Below are 18,705 nucleotides of genomic sequence, written 5' to 3'. Positions count from 1 at the left end.
TCAAGTAGTAGCCGTCAGGGTAGACGCAGTCATGAAAACCGGCCTCCCTCGCCTGCAAAAAGGCGCAGCCGCCATCGAATTTGCCTTGGTCTTCGGAATTTTCTTTGCGGTGTTCTACGGGTTGATCAGCTTCAGCCTGCCGCTGCTGTTGATGCAGTCGTTCAACCAGGCCGCCGCCGAGGCCGTGCGCCAGGCCATGGCGGTGGACCCGACGAGCGCCGGCAACGCCTACGGGACGCAGCTGACCCAACGCGCCAAAGACACCGTGGTGAGCCAGTTGAGCTGGATCCCCTCCAGCTTCCAATTCAAGCGTGAGTACGTAAACGCGACCTACAGCGCCAACACATTGACCGTCGAGATCGCCTACCCCACCAGCCAACTCTATGCGGTGTTCCCTGCGTTGGTGCTGCCGGGCGTGGGTACCGTCCCCAGGCTGCCAACCAACCTGTCCGCCCGTTCGAGCCTGCAATTTTGACCCCGGGCGAAAACCTCTTCGACAGGCTGCTCGGCCGTACTGGCGCGGTAAGCGTCGAGCCGCATGCCAGCACAGGCAAAGGCCTGTCGGTGCAGTTGGATCATCAAGGCCATGTCCTGACACTCAGCGTCGCGTTAAGGGCGCAACTGGCACCGGGCGCTTTAAACGAGCCTCGGCCCCACCTGAGCGCCTTGTTATGTGCCAGCAGTGCCCTGAGCATCGAAGGCAACCCGGCCGAGTGGCAGCATCAGAACCTGGACCTGGATTTCCAAGGCACCGCCGGCCAGGTCTTGCACACCCGTGGCTGGGTCGAACCGAACAGCGACGGCTGGGTGTTGCGTGTGCAGGACGTCGGCGATTTGCTCGCCGGCCAGCAACTGGCCCAGGACCGCGAACAGAACCATCTGCTGGCCTGCCAGATAAGCCAGCAACTGCGGGTGTGCAGCCTCAGCCGCTTGCCCGAAGTGTTCCATGAGCACCTGCGCAGCCTGGCGCAGCGCTGGCGAATTCCTTGCGTGGCCCTGGCGCTGCTGGATGAAGAAGATCAGGGTTGGCGGATCTACAGCCAGTACGCCGCCCACGACGCACCCGCGCTGTGGCAAACCGGCCAGCGTCTGGGCACGCGCCTGGACAGCATCCACGGCAACGTACCGCTGCGCCTGGACGAAACACTAGGCCGCAGCGACAACCCGCGTCTGCACAGCGTATTCGGGCAAGCAGACGGTTTTCTGGTGCCATATCGGGACGGCCAGGGGGTCGCCGCCTGGTTGCTGTGCGGTTTCTACCGAGGCCAGGCGCCTATGCGCGACCAGGACTGGCTGGACCTGGCCGCCGCCCTCGCCGGTCCGCTGCTCAGCCGCCTGCGCGAACAGCACCATCACCAGCAATTGGAACGGGTCGAAGCCCTGCAAGGCCTGCTCGGCACCGGCTGGTGGGAACTGCTGCCCGGCACGGATGAAATCCAACTGGCTCCGCAGTTGCTGCACAGCCTCAGCCTGGAACACGGCCCCACCCGGCAACCGTTGGCGCGGTGGCTGGAACTGATCCATCCCGCCGACCGCCAGGAGCTGCACAGCCGCCTGCACGACTTGCAAACCCTAGGCACACCGCTGCTGGCAGGGGTGCGCCTGCAACGCAGCGACGCCACGCAAAACCCGCTGTGGTATCGCGTGCAAGGCCAGGTGCTGGGCGAAGGCGAAAACCGGCGCTGGGTCGGTTTTATGCTGGACATCAGCGACATCAAGAACCAGCAACTGCACGCCGCCGCCGCCCATGCGCGCCTGGACAACCTGATCGCCAGCGCCCCGGCGGTGATCTATGTGCAGCGTTATGTCAGCGGCGCGCTGCACTCGGCATTCTTCAGCGACAGCCTATTGCCGCTGCTCGGCTGGACCCTGCCCGACTGCGACCACGAACACCTGCCGGCCCTGATCCACGCCGACGACCGCGACCTCTACTTCGAGCGCACGCGCCAACTGCTGCGCGACGGCAGTGTGCGCAGCCGCTACCGCGTGCGCGACAAACACGGGCATTACCACTGGCTGCTCGACGAGGCCAAGTTGCTGCGCGACGACCTTGGCATACCGGTGGAAGCCGTGGGCTTGTGGCTGGATGTCACCGAAGCGACCCTGGCCGCCGACCGCATCCAACAAAGCGAAGAGCGTTACCGCATCCTGGTGGAAGACTCGCCGGCGATGATCTGCCGCTACCGCCCGGACCTGACCCTCACCTTCGGCAACACGCCGCTGGCCAACTACCTCGAATGCCCACCCGCCCAGTTGCCGGGTATGAACCTGGGCCATTGGTTGTCGGACGAACAGCGCCAGGCCTTTGTGCAGCGCATCCATCAGCTGACCCCGGAGTTCCCGGTGAGCACGGCGGAAATCAGCCTGGAATTACCGGGGCGCGAACATGCCTGGTGGGTGTGGTCGGACCGTGGCGTGTTCGATGCCCAGGGGGTGCTGGTCGAAGTGCAGGCCGTGGGCCGCGACAACACCGAAGTGCGGCGCTCCCAGCAGCAACTGACCCAAAGCGCCAAAATGGCCACCCTCGGTGAAATGGCCACCGGCCTGGCCCACGAAATCAACCAGCCGCTGAATGTGATGCGCATGGCCATCGTTAACGTGCTCAAGCGTTTGGGCGACGGCAAGGCCGAAGTGGCTTACCTCACCGAAAAACTCCAGCGCATCGACGCCCAGGTGCAACGCGCAACCCGGGTGGTCGACCATATGCGCGTGTTCGGTCGCCGCTCGGAAATCGAACAACAGCCATTCGACCCCGCCCAGGCAGTGGACGGCACTCTCGCGTTGCTCGGCGAAGGGTTGCGCGGCAAGGGCATAGAACTGCGCATCACCCCGTCGGCCGTGGCGGTGCAGGTCACCGGTTATGTGGATCAACTGGAACAGGTGCTGATCAACCTGATGGTCAACGCCCGCGATGCGCTGTCGAGCCGGCGCGAAAAGAACCCGCAACTGCGCCCGTGGATCGCGCTGCACTGTGAGCACGACCGCCGGCATGTGCGGATCTGGGTGGAAGACAACGCCGGCGGCATCGACCCGCGGTTACTGGAGCGGATTTTCGAGCCGTTTTTCACCACCAAGCCCATCGGTGTGGGCACCGGCCTGGGCTTGTCGGTGAGCTACGGTATTGTGGAAAACATGGGCGGGCGCTTGAGCGTGGTCAACGGCGAGCATGGCGCGCGATTCTGCGTGGAACTGCCGGTGGCTCAGATCACCAAGTAAGCGCGGCCCATATGGCAACTGAGGTTGGCACCGACTTCGGCATTGCCCAGGCTGATGCCCAGGGACTTGAGCAGGCTGTTGACAACCGGGTCGAGGATCGGTGAAAGCACACCTTGAACCAGGCCGATCACCGCGTTGGTAATGGTGTTCAACGTGCTGGCCATCCCGGCCAGCGCGCCACTGGACACAGTGCCGCTGGGGGGCACGTACGTGACCTGCAAACCACTCAATGTGGCGCTCAGGCTGCCGACGATATTGGTCGAGCCCGACGCCGGCAGATACGTCGGCGTGGTGTTCATTTCAGCCACGGGGGCAAACACCAGCGTCCCGGTCTGGGCGCCCACGGTGGACAGCGCCCTGACCGTCAAACCACCGCCCACCGTGGGGGTACGGTTGGGACTGCAGAGCAGGTTCAAGACCGCACACGAGCGCTTGCCGAAATCCACCAGCCTCAGCGGCTGAACCACCACAGGCGAGGCGGAAGACAACGCCGTCGGGCTGACAGTACCGACCCCCAAGGTGGCCGCCGACGTTGTCGCCTGGACAGTCAGCGATTTGCTGGTCGGCGTTGCGCAGGAATAATCGGTGACATGACTTTCGGCGCTGGCGGCTTCGAGATAAATCGACAACGTATCAGCGATCGCCACGTCGGTGATTTCACACGAAACCAGACACAACAGCCCCCCCACCGCCGCCGGAATATTCAGGTTCAGCAGGCCTGCCACCAGGTTCGAAACCGGTGTACGCAGCCCATTCAATACCGTCGCCACCGAAGCCACCCCGTTCAAAACTGGCGCCTGAACCGTAATGAGCGTGCGCACCTGCGCCGTGCGCACGGCTATCTGATCCGTCGGCGGCACGTTGTTGAGCCCCGCCTTGGCCTTCGCCGGGTTGCCGACCGCCGACAGTTGCGGCGGGTCGATGACTTTGGTCTGCACCGATACATTGCCCACCAGCGGAATATTCAACTGCACCGCTGCGCTCACGGGGTTCTTGCTGCTGGACAACTGCGCGGTGGTTTGCAGCAGTTGGAACAGTTGAAGGTTGGTGTTCAAGGCGGCAGCCGGTGTACCGGTGGCGATCTTGAGCAACTGCCCGACCGTCAACTGCCGGGTGCTGGGGGCAATCGCCTGAACCTTGATCACATCGTTGATAACGGCGGTGGCCACGGCGCCGTTTGTTTGCAGGACTTTCACTGCCGCATCAATCAGCTCATTGGCGGACACCGCCGTGGTGAGCAACGCCTCATAGTCACCCGCCTTGACGTTCAAGCTGATCGCCAACTGGTCCAGGTAGCCGAGCAGATTGACGTTGGTGCCCAGCAGTCCATTCCAGCCAGCGGCTGTCAGCGACAGGCTTCCGCCCAGCAGGCGGCCCATCAGCAGATTCAAAACGTCGGACTTTGCCGAATCGACGGTGCCCAGGTTGCTGCGGATGCTCAGTTGCGCAACGGGCGGTGCATAGGCGGCCACGGCGGTGGCACTGAGCTGGGTTTGAGTGGACGCCGAGCCGCCGCTGAACAGGCTCCAGAGGCCGCTGGCGATGCTGGTCGTCACGTTGCGGGTGGCCACCACGCGCACGGCCTCGCTCTGGGTGACATCGGGGCTGAAGACGCGAATATTGGCGGCATTGGTGATCAGCGTGCCGCAAGTTACCGCCAGGCCACGGCTACTGTCGCCGGCGACCACGGTGAAGCCATTGCGCGCGGCGTTTTGCTTGGCATAGTCGTTGGCCGTGGTGGTGGGGCTACACAGGCCGCCACGCCCGGCGGCCTCCAGGGCCGAAGTGTCGGCGATGGATTGTAATTTGCGCTTGTCCAGATACAGGCGGCCGCTGTCCACCGCCAGCAAAAGAAAGACCAGGGCCACCGCGAGGGTGCCCGCCGCCATCAAGCTAATGGCGCCACGCTGCCTGCAACCGATTCGGGGAGACATCAGGCACTCCTTCGCGCTTACTCTCCGTAGGTTCGATGGAGTGTAGACAAGGATGGCGGGGGCTGCCGCGCAGCCCCCGGTGATCGATCAGTGGGGCGGATAGCTGGAGAGGATGCGCGTGACCGTGGTGCGGATCGCGCTATTGCGGTCCTGCGGGTTCGGGGTGCTGCTCATCAGTTGTTCATCGCTGCCGCGCCACACCAGTTTGCCGTCCTTGCCGTCCAGCAGGTCGATCTGGATGGTCGCCACTTTGTAGGTGACGTTGCGGGTTTCGTTGTACATCGGCGCGCCCCAATAGCCGTTCCATGGACCGCCCCAGGCGCCGCCGTAGTTGGTGGTGACTTGCTGCTGGCGGTCTTCGACGATCAGGTAAGCCTGTACGTTCACGTCTGCCTTGGCGCCGGCAGCCGCCGGGCGCAAACCGCGCTGGTCAAGTTGCTCGCCGACGGCTTGGCGGATGCGCTGCTCGGTAAGGTCGCTTTTGATGCGCGGATCATCGGGGCGGTATTGCAGGGCGGGGTCTTTCCAAGCCCAACTGCGGTAGGCACCGAAGTCCCGGCTGGCATCGAAGTCGTGGTTGACTTGACTGGTCTGGCAACCGCTCAGCAGCACAGCAAACGCAAGCGTAGCGATACGACGAAACATGGTGGTTCTCCAAAAAGCGGCAGACACGTTAAATGAGAATAGCGGTTAACGCGGCGGATACGCGGCCATGGCCTTTTGTACCGCCTGGCGCAGCGCATCGGCCCGCTCGCTGAGGCTGCCCTGGCTGCTGGTTTCCGCGCTGGCGCTCCACACCGGCTGGCCGCTGCGGGCATCGAACAGGTTGATGCGAACCACCACCACTTGCACTTCATAGGTGCGCACCACTGGCACGCTGTTGTACATGCCGTAGCCTGGGCCATAGCGGTTATAGCCGCCGTAACCATAGCCGTAATCATCCTGGACTTGGCGCAGGCGCTTCTCCTGGCGAACATCGGCGCTCACCAGCAGGTCCGCCGGGCGGTTGTCATGCAGCGGGCGCAGGCCGCGCTGGTCGAGGGCCCCGCTGACCGCTTCGGCGATCTGCGCCGAATCGGCCCACGCGGTGCCCGCCGGCAGTTGGCCATTGCGCCACGCCCAATTGCGGTAAGCACCGTAGTCACGCACCGGCGCCGGGTAGGCGCTGGCATCGAACGTGGTGGCGGCCTGAGGCGGCGCCGGCGGGATCGGGGCCGAAGCGGCCACGTAAGGGTTGGGGCTGGAGCATGCTCCGAGCCCGAGGGACAGCAGGATCAAGCACAGACGACGCATTTCGACCTCCGCAGACTGAACCGCTTAAACCGGACGGCAGATCCAGTGCAAATAACGCCCAAGTCCGGCAAAGCTTGGGTGACGACGATGAGCGAGCTCCATCTCGACAAGATCCTGCAAGGCGGCGCGGGCCTGGAACTCCACCGGCATATAGTCGTGGAACACCCGCACGCCACTTTGGCTTTCGACCTGCCACAACCCTTCGAGTTGCGCCGCCAGCTCTCGCGGGTCGAGGGGCTGTTGCGGAGTAAGGCTTTGCTTTTCGCCGGCCATGTCGTTCTTGCGCATTTTGCGGAAATGGCCTTTGAGCAGGTTGCGGTAGATCAGCGCATCGCGGTTGTAGAACGCCAGGGACAACCAGCCCCCCGGCGCGGTCAGCTGATGCAACACCGGCAGGATGGCGTGGGGTTCGGCCAGCCACTCCAGCACGGCGTGGCACAGCACCAGGTCATAGGGTTCGGTGAGCTGGCCGAGCAGTTCCTGCCACGGCGCGTGGATGAAGGTAGCGTGCTGCCCGGCTTCGGCGAAGCGTTGGCGAGCGCCTTCGAGCATCGGCGCGGCGGGTTCGGCCAGCGTCACCTGATGCCCACGCTCGGCCAGCCACAGGGACATATGCCCGAGCCCGGCACCGATATCCAGCACGCGCAAAGGGCGCTGCGGCAAGGCTTCGGCCAGGTCGGCCTGCAACACCGCCAGGCGGATCGCGCCTTTGGCGCCGCCGTAGATTTTTTCGGCAAAGCGCGTGGCCAGTTGGTCGAAGTGACGGTCACTCATGGATAAACCGCCGTTCGCTATCGGCCAGTTTGGCGCGCACCACCTCGTTCATGTCCAGGCCCAGCTCACTGCACAGCAACAACAGATACAACACGATATCGCCGACTTCCTGGCCGGCGTGGGCGAGTTTGTCGGCGGGCAATTGGCGGGATTGGTCTTCGGTGAGCCATTGGAAGATTTCCACCAACTCGGCCATTTCCACACTGGCGGCCATGGCCAGGTTTTTCGGGCTGTGAAACGGTTTCCAGTCGTTGGTATCGCGGATGCGATGCAGGCGTTCGGTGAGGTGTTCGAGGTTCATGGGGCGGGCTCCTGAAGGTGTATAGCTTCGGGGGGATGAGCGTTGAAGGCAAGTGAATCACCTGGGATGGCCTTCAGGCTGCCATCGGGGGCAAGCCCCCTCCCACATTTGAATGCATTTACATAACAAAAAGTGGGAGGGAGCTTGCCCCCGATGAGGCCCTAATCCACCACGCTGAATTCAAGCCTGGCGGTTTGACCGGCCTCATCCAGCACACTGAGCTGGTAGCGGCCCAAGCGCTCGAAACTGGCATTGATGCTGTCCTGGTTGGCACTGTCGCCCAGTGGCGCGCCGTTGAGGAACCACCAGCGCCGGCCACTGCCGCCCAGGGCCGATAGCTTCAGCTGCAAAGCCTGCTGGCTGCCGGCCGCGCAGTGAGTCGCCTTCAGGTCGCCATCGGGGGCAAGCCCCCTCCCACATTTGAATGCATTTACATATCAAAAAGTGGGAGGGGGCTTGCCCCCGATGAGGCCCTAATCCACCACGCTGAATTCAAGCCGGGCGGTTTGACCGGCTTCATCCAGCACACTGAGCTGATAGCGGCCCAAGCGCTCGAAACTGGCATTGATGCTGCCCTGGTTGGCACTGTCGCCCAGTGGCGCGCCGTTGAGGAACCACCAGCGCCGGCCACTGCCGCCCAGGGCCGATAGCTTCAGCTGCAAAGCCTGCTGGCTGCCGGCCGCGCAGTGAGTCGCCTTCAGGCCGCCATCGGGGGCAAGCCCCCTCCCACATTTGAATGCATTTACATAACAAAAAGTGGGAGGGGGCTTGCCCCCGATGAGGCCCTAATCCACCACGCTGAATTCAAGCCTGGCGGTTTGACCGGCCTCATCCAGCACACTGAGCTGATAGCGGCCCAAGCGCTCGAAACTGGCATTGATGCTGCCCTGGTTGGCACTGTCGCCCAGTGGCGCGCCGTTGAAGAACCACCAGCGCCGGCCACTGCCGCCCAGGGCCGATAGCTTCAACTGCAAAGCCTGCTGGCTGCCGGCCGGCAGGCGCAGTTGGTCGCCTTCGCGCACGCCGACAATCGACAGCGGTGAAGAGGCCGCCAAGGCCGGTGGCGGGCAGTCCGGGTCGGCCGCCGGAATGCGTGCTTCACGGCGTTCGGCCCTGGGCAACCAGGGCTCCAGCGGCGCGGGCCATAGGGCGATATTCCTGGCCTGCGCGCCGGGGCAGTGGGCATCCACTCGCAAGCCTTTGGCGTTGACCCACACGTTTTCCATCAGCCCTACGCTGAGCGGTTGATCCAATGCCTGCAAGGTCGGCGGCGTGGTGTTGTCCAGAGTCCAGGCAAAGCGCTGGCGTCGGCAATTAGGGTCGGTGCGGCTCATAGGCTGGCCCAGCGGCCAACAGATCGCCGCCACGCCGACATTGGCCGGCACCGCTTTGACCGGCGCGCTGATACCGCGCTGGCTGTCGCGGTTGGTCAGCACATCGTGCACTTGCAGCATCAGTGGCGCCGCCGACGCCAGACCGAACTGACCGGGCACGGGCGTGCCGTCCGGGCGGCCGATCCAGATGCCGATCAAGTAGCGCGGCCCCACACCAATCGCCCAGGCATCGCGAAAGCCGTAGCTGGTGCCGGTTTTCCAGGCCAGCACCGGGCGCTGGACCAACTCGGCGCGCGGGTCGCGGTCCGGCCGGGCCTGGCCGCTGAGGATGCGCCGCACAATCCAGGCGGCCCCTGGCGACAGTAACGGCCGCTCTCTGACCGTATCGTCCGGTTGAAAGCGCAGAGTGGCGCTCTTGCCGTCGCGGGCGAAAGCGCTGTAGCCGCTCACCAGATCCTCAAGGCGGCTGCCGGCGCCGCCCAGAATCAGCGCCAAATTCGGCTCGGCCAGCGCCGGCAGCGCCAGGGGCACGCCGCCGATGCGCATCTGCGCGGCAAAACGCTTGGGCCCGTAGGCTTCAAGCAACTGCACCGCCGGCAGGTTGAGGGAACTGGACAGCGCCGTACTCGCCGGCACCGCACCGGTAAAGCCCATGGAAAAGTTGCCCGGGCGGTAATCGCCGTAGCGCCGAGGCACGTCCTGCAGCAGCGACTCGGAATGAATCAAGCCGTCGTCCAGCGCCATGCCGTACAGGAAGGGTTTCAAGGTGGAGCCCGGCGAGCGCAAGGCGCTGACCATGTCCACATGCCCGAAGCGCCTGGCATCGTTGATGTCCACCGAACCCAAGTAGGCGCGCACCGCCATGGTTTCTTCTTCTACCACCAGGATCGCGGCCGAGGTGTGCTCCGGCAGACGCGCACGCCAGCCCAGCAGCAGGTCTTCCAGACGGCGCTGCAAGGAGGCGTCCAGGGTGGTGCGGATCAACGGCGGGCTGTCGGGACGGTTCAGGCGTCGCGCAAGCAACGGCGCCAGGCTGGGCTCCTGGCGTGGGGCGAGCAGCAGCGGTTCTTCCAGGGCTTCATCGACCGCCGTTTGCGGCCATACCTGGAATTCGGCGAGGCGCCGTAGCACCTTATCGCGGGCCTGCTGCGCACGTTGCGGATGGCGATCCGGGCGCAGGCGGCTGGGCGCCTGTGGTAATACCGCCAGCAACGCGGCCTCGGCGTGGGTCAACTGCGCCGGGGATTTGCCCAGGTACGCCCAACTGGCCGCCGCCACGCCCTGCAAGGTGCCACCGAAGGGCGCGCGGTTGAGGTACAGGTTGAGGATCTCGGCCTTGGACAGGTGCCACTCCAACTGGGCTGTGCGCCACAACTGACGCAACTTGCCGTGCAAGGTGCGCGAGTGCGGGTCCAGCAGGCGCGCCACCTGCATCGACAGGGTGCTGCCACCCGACACCACCCGTTCCCCGGCCAGGTTCTGCCAGGTCGCCCGCACCAACGCCAGCGGGTTCACCCCCGGATGCTGATAAAACCAGCGGTCTTCATAGGTGAGCAGCGCATCGAGGTAATACGGCGACACCTCACTGGTCTGCACCGGATAGCGCCACACGCCGTCGGCATCGGCAAACCGCCATAACGGCGTGCCATCCTCGGCCAGCACCACCCGCGCCAAATCATCCTGAGGCAGCGGCAAGGGCCAGATGCGGTCAGCCAGCCACAGCAGCGCAATCACTGACAGCACAACACCCAAAAACCAGCGCAGCAACCGTGGGAGCCGAGTGAATCCAGCCATGAATAAACGAAACCTCAAACCGGCAAACCTCTATGCTTGTGGGGAACTAGCCCGCTGCAATAACAACCAAAGGCACACACCCGCCCACCTTCTGATCAGGACACATATATGCAGGTAGAAAGCTTCTTCGAATGGCTGGGCCAGGCGCTCGGTTCCGTCATCCGCTTTATCGTCGACGGCCTCAGCGGACTGTTCGGCGCCCTGACCCACGCCGGCAGCAACTTCGTCGAAGGTCTGTCCCGCACCTTGGGCATGGACACTTCGATCATCAGCATCATCACCCTGATCATCGGCCTGATGCTGCTCTACTCGGCCGTACGCGCCTTTATGCGGGCGTCGATCATCATGGGCATCATCTGGCTGATGCTCGGCCTGTGGCTGCTCAGTTGGGTCGTGCATTAACGTTAAGCACGCCACAGCCCCCTGTGGGAGGGGGCTTGCCCCCGATAGCAGCGCTCCAGTCAACGCACCTGGCAACTGACCCACCGCCATCGGGAGCAAGCTCCCTCTCACATTAGCGCCGATTCCGAGTTGAGAAATCAGCGCCCCTTGATCACCAGATCCGCCGGGGTCTCACCCACCGCCTGCCAGTTCGGCCGATACATCGACTCCACCTGCGGCGGCGGCACGCGATAGGTGCCCGGCGTTACGGCGCGCGCCAGGTACAGCAGGTGCGTGGTGACATCGCTGTCCAGATTCAAGGCCGCCACGTAGCGGTCATCGCGGAACTCCTGGTGCTTGAGCGATGCGTTCTGCATCGACTCACGCCACTCCTTCACTTGGCTGCTGGCGTTTTCCAGGCTGGCGGCGCTTTGTGCCAGGTTCTGGTTTTCCAGCTCCAGGCCTGCGGGGAGCAAATCCACCACCAGAGCGTCCGGCACCCGTTGCTTGGCTTTGACTGCCACATGCACCAGCACCAGATCGCCGCTGTTGAGGTTGCGCAGGTTCAACGGCTGGCCATTCATGCCCAGGTACTCGCGGCGGATGCTCAGGTTGTCGCCCCCCGGTGCCGGTGGGACTTGCGGGTAACCGGAGATCGTCAGTTGCTGGTACACCGGCGTCTGCCCCTGATTGCTCAGGGCCAGGTCGGCGGACAGCAGCTTGCCGTCCAATGCCAGTGTCGACTGCTGATTATTCAACTCATGCACCCCGCCGCTGCCGGTAAGCGACACTTGCCAGTTGGCTTCCGGTTGCGCGAACCCCAGACGCCCGGCGAGGAACAGCGAATTGCGCTCCTGGGTCGACAGATACGGGCTGGCCGCCAATTGATCCGACAAGGTAAACAGCCGCTCCTCGCGCTTGCCCTTGGCTAGGTCGTTTTCTTCAAGCAGCGCCAGGATCATCGCCTGATCGCGCAATGGGCTGCCGTAATCGGCCAGCCAATCCTTGTTACTGCGCTGTGCGGCAAGGCCGGCGAGCAAGGCTTGATCGGCACGCGGTTGGTCGCCCATTTTCTGCAGGGCAATCGCCAACTGCACCAACGGCAACCCCGAGCGCGCATCGCTGCGCCGCTCGAACAGACTGCGCAACGCCCCTAACGGCGCCTGCTGGCTACGCGCCAGGACCATGCCGGCATAAGCCTGCACGGCGAAGCGGGTGTGGTCGGCGTTGTCGCTGTAGTCGACGTCGATCAGGTTGCGCTCCTGCACATAACGCAGCAGGCGCTCGCTGGCTTTTTTCAGGGCCTCGGCCGGTACGGCAAAACCCTGGTCACGGGCGCGCAGCAGGAAATCGGTTACGTATGCGGTCAGCCAATATTCCTCTTCGCCATCGGCACCCCACAGGCCAAAGCTGCCGTTGTAGCGCTGCATGCCCAGCAGGCGTTCGATGCCCAGTTCGATTTTGCGCTTGCGCTCGGCGTCCGACTCACCCTTGATACCCAGGCGCTTGAGCAACGCGTCATCGGCATACAGCGAGGGATACAGGCCGCTGGCGGTCTGCTCCAGGCAACCGTAGGGATAGGCCTTGAGCGCACTGATCTGCGCGCCCAGATTCAACGGCGGCCGGCTCGACAGGCTCAGCAAGGCTTCACGCCCCGAGGCATCGAATTGATCCAGCGTGCCAACGGGCAAGCTCCACGGTTCGCTTTTGAGCACCGCGCGGTAATGCTTGAGCAGCGCCGGGTAGGCTGGGCGCACGCCCAACGTCCATTCGCGGCTGAACGGCGGCAGCTGTTCGCCCGGCAAGTCCAGGCCATTGACGGTCACCTTGAGCTTGCCCTGCCCCAGCCCACCCCAGGCTTTCACCGGGATGCGCAGCGTGGTGCGCTGGCCTTGCTTGAGTTCGACCGATTGCGCGCCGGCATCGACCAGTTCCAACTGGCCTTCGGCACTCAGTTGCACATCGAGCTTCTGCGCCTTGCCCGACAGGTTGGACAGGTCCAACGCCAGGCTCGTCTGGTCGCCGCCGGCCAGGAAGCGCGGCGCCGACAGTTCGGCCACCAGGGGTGCGGCGACTACGGTCTTGGCTTCGGCCATGCCGTAGCGGTCATCGCTCCAAGCCTGGGCCATCAGGCGCAACTCGCCGTTGAAGTCAGGAATATTGACGCTGACTTCACCCTCGCCCTTGTCATTCAACGTCACCGGCGCGCTTTGCAGCGCCACGATGGTCAGGCTGGTGTCGGGGCGTTTGCCACCTTTGGCCAACGCCGCGTCACCGCCGAACGCCAGGCTGGCCAGACGGCCCTGACCGGCTTCGATCAACTGGCCGTAGATGTCGAACTGATCCACGCCATAAGCCTTACGGCCGAACAGGCTGGCGTACGGGTCGGGCGTCGGATATTCGGTGATATTGAGGATGCCCACGTCCACCGCTGCCACCAGCACATGCACTTGTTTAGGCACGCTGCCATCGGCATTCCGGGCGGCGACCTTCACCGTGAGCGGCTGCTTGGGACGCATTTTTTCCGGAGCGCTGAGGGTCACGCCGAGCTTGCGCTGGGTGCGATCCAGGGGCAAGTGCAGCAGGCCCACCGCGCGTTTCGGGGTGATATTGGCTTTGCGCTCGCCGGGACGAATCACCAGGGCGCTGACATACAGGTCATGGCGCGACCATTTCGGATCAAGCTTCACGGCAAAGCTTTTGCCTTCGGCCGGCACGTCGATTTCCTGCCACCACAGCGGCCCTTCGGCGGATTCCACCAGCAGGTAGCCCTTGCCCGCGGCCGGCGGCGTGACCGTGACGTTAGCGGTGTCGCCATCGCCATAGGCCGGTTTGTCCAGCGCCAGCTTGACCTGGTCGGGGCGCACGGCGCCGCCTTCGGTATTGTCCTGGGCCTGATAACCGGCCCAGAAACGCAGGCTGCTCACTAAGCCGGTCTGCGGGTCTTCGACCTCCACGCGATACGGCCCCCACTCCACCTGGAAGCTGACCTTGGCGGTATCACCGGCCTTGATGTTGAGGGTCTGCTCGTCGAGGTTGAGGAATTTTTCGTTGTAGTGGTAGCTCCAGCCGTCGTTGTCGGAGTAGTTCCAGTAGTAGTCACGGCGCTCGCGCACCAGGCGCACCTTGAGGTTGGGCGCGGCAAGCTTCTGGCCATCCTGATTGGCCAGCAACACTTCGAATTCCGCCGGGCCGTCGCCATTGGTTTCCTTGCCGTCAAACAGCCCGCGCAGGCCCGGCAGTTGCTTGGCCGGCCAGATCGGTTGCACCAGGCGCCGTGTGATCGGCCGCCCGCCCGACTCATGCAGGCTGGCCTGCACGATCAGTTGCAGCGGCGACTTGGCCTCGGCCCACTTGCTCTCCAGGCTCAGGACCTCCTGGCCCTTGGCGTCGAGCACGTTTTCGTCGATCTCGAAATCCTGGCTCAGGTCCTCCTCGGTGACGGAACCGAACTCGTAGCCCGGCAGCGACTTGACCGCCTCGCGCAACGGCCGCACATAAACCTGGCCGCTCACCCGGTTACCCGAGGCAGGCGCGCCGTAGAGGTAGCGCCCCGTGAGCTGGATTTGCGGGCTGTCCGCCGGGCTCAACGGCGTGTCGCTGCCCTTGAGTTCCAGGGCCAAGCGTTCGGGCAGGAAGTCTTCAACGAGGAATTCGTACAACTGCGGCTTGCCGTCGCCCAGGTCGAACACCAGTTGCCAGCGCCCGGCCGGCGCTTCGCCGGCCAATTGCAGGGCGTATTGATAGAGGCCGGACGCGTCGGCATCCCACACGAATTTGCGGCTGACCTGTTCATCCGGACGACGCACTTCGACGCTCACCGGCTGCGGCTTGACCGTGTTGCCGTCCTTGTCTCGCAGCAAGGCGTTGAGCAGCACGGTTTCCCCTGGGCGATACAGGTCGCGCGGGCCGAACACAAAGAACTGCAAGGGGTGGGACGGCTGGCCGCCGATGTCGAATTCGGCCAGGTCCAGCGCGGCGCTATCCAGGCGCAACAGGCTGGTCTGCTCACCCTGTTTGGCCAACAACACCTGGGCTTTTTTCGGCAGCGCCAACTGCGCGTGGCCGCCCTTTTCGGTCTTGCCCTCGGCCAGCACGCGGCCATCGCCGTCCAGCACTTCCAGGTCCACGTCATCCAGGGCTTTGCCGCCTTCCAGGGCCTGGGTAAAAACGTCGAGGCGATTGCTGTAGCGGTGCACCGACAGGCCAATATCACTCAGGGTGAACAGCGTGGCCGGTTGGGAATAGTTATAAGTGCCCGACGCACGCATCACCGCCAGGTATACGCCCGGTTGCTGCAATTGCTTGAGGCCAGCGATCGGCAGCAGCAGGGTTTCGCGGGTATTGCGCGCAGGGTTCAAATCGAAACGCCCGCCGTAGACCAGATCGGCCATGGGCAGCAACTCGCGGGACTCGTAACTTTGCAGGCTGGTATTGCGCCCCCACTGCGCCAGGAACGACGGCAGGGACTCGGGCTTGATGCGGAAGAATTCGACGTCGATTTTGTCGACGTTCAGCGCGATCACCGGCAGGCCCTCGGCCAGGCGCGTCGGCAGCAGGGTGCCACGACTGGCGAAGCCGACGGTGGCTTGCAGGTCGCGGGTTTCCAGGCGGGCGATGTACTCGGCGGCGAGTTTATTATCGTTGACGGCCTTGAGCCCGGCGTCGACGGTGAGCACCAGTTTGCGCTGCGGCTCGAGGTGACGCAGGCGCAATTCCATCAGGTTATCGGAGAGTTCCCAGGCGCCGTCGACCTTGCCGGACTTACTGTCGACCAGGTGCAGCTTGTCGGCAAACTTCTGCTCCGGGTCCAGGGGAATGGAGAAGCTCACCGATAGCGTGCTGGCACCGTCCAACTGCACCTCGGACACGTCTACCACGCTTAATTCACGCCCGGCGTAGCGCTGCTTGAGCGCCGCCACATCCACCGCCGCTTTGATCGGCTTGGGGGCGGTGCTGGTGGTCGCTACGGGTGCGGTGGGCGCAGTGGGTTTATCGGAAGAATCGCAGGCGCTCAGCAGGGCCAGGGCGCAGGCCAGGAACAATCCTTTGTTAAGCATGGGGCACTCGTTGTCAGAGGGAACCGGGGGTGTGAACTATATATCAGCCCGAGCGGGGCCGATGTGGTGCTGGTCACATTGACCGACGGAGGGTGGGTTGGTTCGCAGCCGTTTGAAACCCCCAGCCAAATCCCACAGCCACCTCCCACATTGGCTCTGCTGCATGGCTAATGGATGGTTACAATGTCGTTCCCCCAAGGAGCCTGCATGTCCACCTTACTGACCGACTGGCGCGACCGCCCCACCCACCGCCGCGTATGGGCCCTGGCTGCGCCGATGATTCTGTCGAACATCTCGGTGCCGTTGGTTGCCCTGGTCGACAGCATGGTGATCGGCCATTTGCCGCATGCCCACCAATTGGGCGCGGTGGCCGTGGGTGCCAGCCTGTACACCTTTCTGGCCTGGGCCATGGGTTTTCTGCGCATGGGCTCAACCGGTTTCGCCGCTCAGGCCGCCGGGCGCAAGGATGGCGCGGCGCTGCGACAGATCCTGCTGCAAGGCTTGCTGCTGGCGCTTGGGCTGGCCATATTGCTGGGCACGGTGGGCATCCCCCTGAGCCATATGGCACTGGAATGGATGCAGCCGTCCGCGCAACTGAGTCAACTGACCCGGGATTTTTTCCACACCCGCCTGTTCGGCCTGCCCGCTGCACTGGCCAGCTATGCGCTGGTTGGCTGGTTCCTCGGCACGCAGAACGCCCGCGCGCCGCTGGCGATTCTGCTGACCACCAACTTGGTCAATATCGCCCTGAACCTTTGGTTCGTGCTTGGCCTGGAGTGGGGCGTGGCGGGGTCGGCACGCGCCTCGGTCATCGCCGAGTGGACCGGTGCCTTGCTTGGCCTGGCCCTCACGCAAAAAGCCCTACGCGCCTACCCCGGGCATATCGCCTGGGCGGCCCTCAAGCGCTGGCAGAGCTGGCGCCCGTTGATGGCGGTCAACCGCGACATTTTTATCCGCAGCCTGGCGTTGCAGTCGGTGTTTTTCATGATCACGGTGCAAGGCGCGCGCCTGGGCGACGCCACCGTGGCGGCCAATGCGCTGCTGCTCAACGGCCTACTGCTGACCGCCCACGCCCTGGACGGCCTGGCCCACGCGGTGGAGGCACTGTGCGGTCACGCCATCGGCGCACGGGACCGGCAAACCTTGCGCCGCTCGCTGGTAGTGGCCGGTGGCTGGTCACTGATCGCCAGCCTTGGATTTGCATTGTTGTTCACCGTCGCCGGCCATCTGTTTATCGCCATGCAGACCGATATCCCCAGCGTGCGCGAAACCGCCGACACCTACCTGCCTTACCTGGCGGTACTGCCCTTGATTGCGGTGTGGAGTTATCTGCTGGATGGGCTGTTTATCGGTGCCACGCGGGCGCGGGAAATGCGCGATGGGATGTTGTTGACGGTATTGATCGTGCTGCCGTTCGCGTGGGTCTTGCAGGGGCTGGGCAATCACGGGTTGTGGATCAGCTTCCTGCTGTTTATGGCGCTGCGCAGTTTCACCTTGTGGGTTATCGCGTGGCGCTTGGGCAAAAAGAACCAATGGTTTGGCGATCCGACCTGTTAGTTTTCACAGGTTACAAAGGTTCAATATGGGGGTTGAATTGGAGCGAACACCCGATTTGGGCAACTACGTTTCAATACGAACAAGGACGACTCTCATGAGCATCAATCCTCCCTTCGGCATTGCTATCGCACTAATCGCCATCTGGACGCACCCCGTCATGGCAGACGCAGAAAGCAACCCTGAGAGTGCGCCGTCAGGGCAAATATTTATCCCCCCCGTCCAAGCGCCCGCTGTAGGTGCAGGCCCCTCCGTCGAGCTTTCACTTTCCTCGGTTGAGGTCTGGAACAACAGCAATTTCCCGATTTACTTAACTCAGGCAAAAATGAAGCAGCAGACGTTACCGTCAAAACAAAAAAGTTCCGATTTAAGCTCCGATAAAGATCCGGAACAGAAACTGAGCCTGGACTTGAACCAAGGGGTTATCAGCCTGACACCCGCCACCAAGGATGCTGCCATCAAGTTCGTCACGTTGACCCCACAAAGTGGAGCGTGCAAAAAAGCTAGCTATTGCCTGATTGTCCAGTAGGCAACAACTTAACAAGCTGCTGAGCCTGAAGGTGGTAACAGCCGCTATTCAACTGAGTAGAGATACCGGTATCGAAGTTCTGCAAGCGTCGCAGCTGTAACCCATCCACGTATTAGAAACCACCCAACCTGTTAATTCTGACAGGTTACAAATCGACACTTCGGGCGTTGAATGGTCATGGGTAATCCCCATCCCATACATTCAAGGAGAGTCGGATATGAACATCACGAAAGCACTGTGGATGGCCGCCGCTTGCACACTCGCAACCACTGCTGGCTGCACTAATGGGCAAGGGCCGGCCAATGTTCAGGGCATGCTGGAGGTGAAAACAGCACCGAGTTCAATCTGATAGTCACCCAAGAAGCCGATGTTCACCAACTTGCGCCAGAAGGTCGAGTTGAGCTGCCCATTGATGACCGAGTCGTCATGGTGCACCGTAGAAACGGTAACGTTGACAGAATTGACCGACTTAGCCTCGAGTTCAACACCGCTCAATGCGGCCACAGTGTGTGCCTGAAAGTGCACTGAAGCGCCC

14 protein-coding genes and 1 pseudogene are annotated in these 18,705 nt (G+C 63.3%); 5 read left to right on the top strand and 10 right to left on the bottom strand.

The window, feature by feature from the left end; genetic code table 11:
- The first annotated feature begins 31 nt into the window (after positions 1–31).
- Entirely contained in the window at positions 32–475 is a 444-nt protein-coding gene (locus tag FIV35_RS01975; protein ID WP_034136723.1) for a TadE/TadG family type IV pilus assembly protein, read from the top strand.
- Positions 472–3,216 (top strand): PAS domain-containing sensor histidine kinase, encoded by a 2,745-nt coding sequence (locus FIV35_RS01970; protein WP_034136722.1) that lies wholly within the window; start codon positions 472–474, stop codon positions 3,214–3,216. The genes FIV35_RS01975 and FIV35_RS01970 overlap by 4 nt, the downstream gene beginning before the upstream one ends.
- Here FIV35_RS01970 and FIV35_RS01965 read toward each other — a convergent pair.
- The 8 genes and pseudogenes from FIV35_RS01965 to pbpC form a co-directional block, all read right to left on the bottom strand.
- Complete coding sequence (locus FIV35_RS01965) at positions 3,201–5,150, bottom strand: pilus assembly protein TadG-related protein (protein WP_034136721.1); 1,950 nt, start codon at positions 5,148–5,150, stop codon at positions 3,201–3,203. The two genes, FIV35_RS01970 and FIV35_RS01965, sit on opposite strands and share 16 nt — an antisense overlap.
- Positions 5,151–5,237: 87 nt before the next feature.
- Positions 5,238–5,795 (bottom strand): DUF4136 domain-containing protein, encoded by a 558-nt coding sequence (locus FIV35_RS01960; RefSeq protein ID WP_034136720.1) that lies wholly within the window; start codon positions 5,793–5,795, stop codon positions 5,238–5,240.
- Positions 5,796–5,840: 45 nt separating this feature from the next.
- Positions 5,841–6,443 (bottom strand): DUF4136 domain-containing protein, encoded by a 603-nt coding sequence (locus FIV35_RS01955; RefSeq protein ID WP_034111600.1) that lies wholly within the window; start codon positions 6,441–6,443, stop codon positions 5,841–5,843.
- A gap of 24 nt (positions 6,444–6,467) precedes the next feature.
- On the bottom strand, positions 6,468–7,217 hold the full coding sequence (locus FIV35_RS01950) for a methyltransferase (RefSeq protein WP_034136719.1): 750 nt from the start codon (positions 7,215–7,217) through the stop codon (positions 6,468–6,470).
- Positions 7,210–7,518: a MazG-like family protein gene (locus tag FIV35_RS01945; protein ID WP_034136718.1), complete on the bottom strand. Its 309-nt coding sequence runs from the start codon at positions 7,516–7,518 to the stop codon at positions 7,210–7,212. Before FIV35_RS01945 ends, FIV35_RS01950 begins: the two co-directional genes overlap by 8 nt.
- Positions 7,519–7,679: 161 nt before the next feature.
- Positions 7,680–7,886: pseudogene (locus FIV35_RS01940) on the bottom strand (hypothetical protein); the annotation flags it as partial.
- Between the two features lie 105 nt (positions 7,887–7,991).
- Positions 7,992–8,180, bottom strand: coding sequence for a hypothetical protein (locus tag FIV35_RS29525; protein ID WP_162276703.1), 189 nt, complete (start codon positions 8,178–8,180; stop codon positions 7,992–7,994).
- A gap of 123 nt (positions 8,181–8,303) precedes the next feature.
- Positions 8,304–10,646: a peptidoglycan glycosyltransferase PbpC gene (gene pbpC / locus FIV35_RS01930; protein ID WP_052198900.1), complete on the bottom strand. Its 2,343-nt coding sequence runs from the start codon at positions 10,644–10,646 to the stop codon at positions 8,304–8,306.
- Positions 10,647–10,754: 108 nt separating this feature from the next.
- On the opposite strand from pbpC, the gene FIV35_RS01925 reads away from it, so the two are divergent.
- Positions 10,755–11,048, top strand: coding sequence for a hypothetical protein (locus tag FIV35_RS01925; RefSeq protein WP_034095695.1), 294 nt, complete (start codon positions 10,755–10,757; stop codon positions 11,046–11,048).
- Between the two features lie 137 nt (positions 11,049–11,185).
- On the opposite strand, the gene FIV35_RS01920 is transcribed toward FIV35_RS01925, so the two are convergent.
- On the bottom strand, positions 11,186–16,087 hold the full coding sequence (locus FIV35_RS01920; RefSeq protein ID WP_034136716.1) for an alpha-2-macroglobulin family protein: 4,902 nt from the start codon (positions 16,085–16,087) through the stop codon (positions 11,186–11,188).
- A 207-nt stretch (positions 16,088–16,294) separates the two neighbouring features.
- Between FIV35_RS01920 and FIV35_RS01915 the strand changes: the two genes are divergently transcribed.
- Positions 16,295–17,644 carry an MATE family efflux transporter gene (locus FIV35_RS01915; protein ID WP_034136715.1) on the top strand — a complete coding sequence of 450 codons (1,350 nt, stop codon included), beginning with the start codon at positions 16,295–16,297 and terminating at the stop codon, positions 17,642–17,644.
- Positions 17,645–17,738: 94 nt separating this feature from the next.
- Positions 17,739–18,170, top strand: coding sequence for a hypothetical protein (locus FIV35_RS01910; protein WP_034136714.1), 432 nt, complete (start codon positions 17,739–17,741; stop codon positions 18,168–18,170).
- 306 nt (positions 18,171–18,476) lie between these two features.
- On the opposite strand, the gene FIV35_RS01905 is transcribed toward FIV35_RS01910, so the two are convergent.
- Positions 18,477–18,674, bottom strand: a complete 198-nt coding sequence (locus FIV35_RS01905; RefSeq protein WP_034136713.1) for a hypothetical protein — start codon at positions 18,672–18,674, stop codon at positions 18,477–18,479.
- Positions 18,675–18,705: the final 31 nt, after the last annotated feature.

It is taken from the genome of Pseudomonas rhodesiae (assembly GCF_007858255.1).
GTDB lineage: Bacteria > Pseudomonadota > Gammaproteobacteria > Pseudomonadales > Pseudomonadaceae > Aquipseudomonas > Aquipseudomonas rhodesiae.
This window is presented reverse-complemented; position numbering and strand designations above follow the sequence as displayed.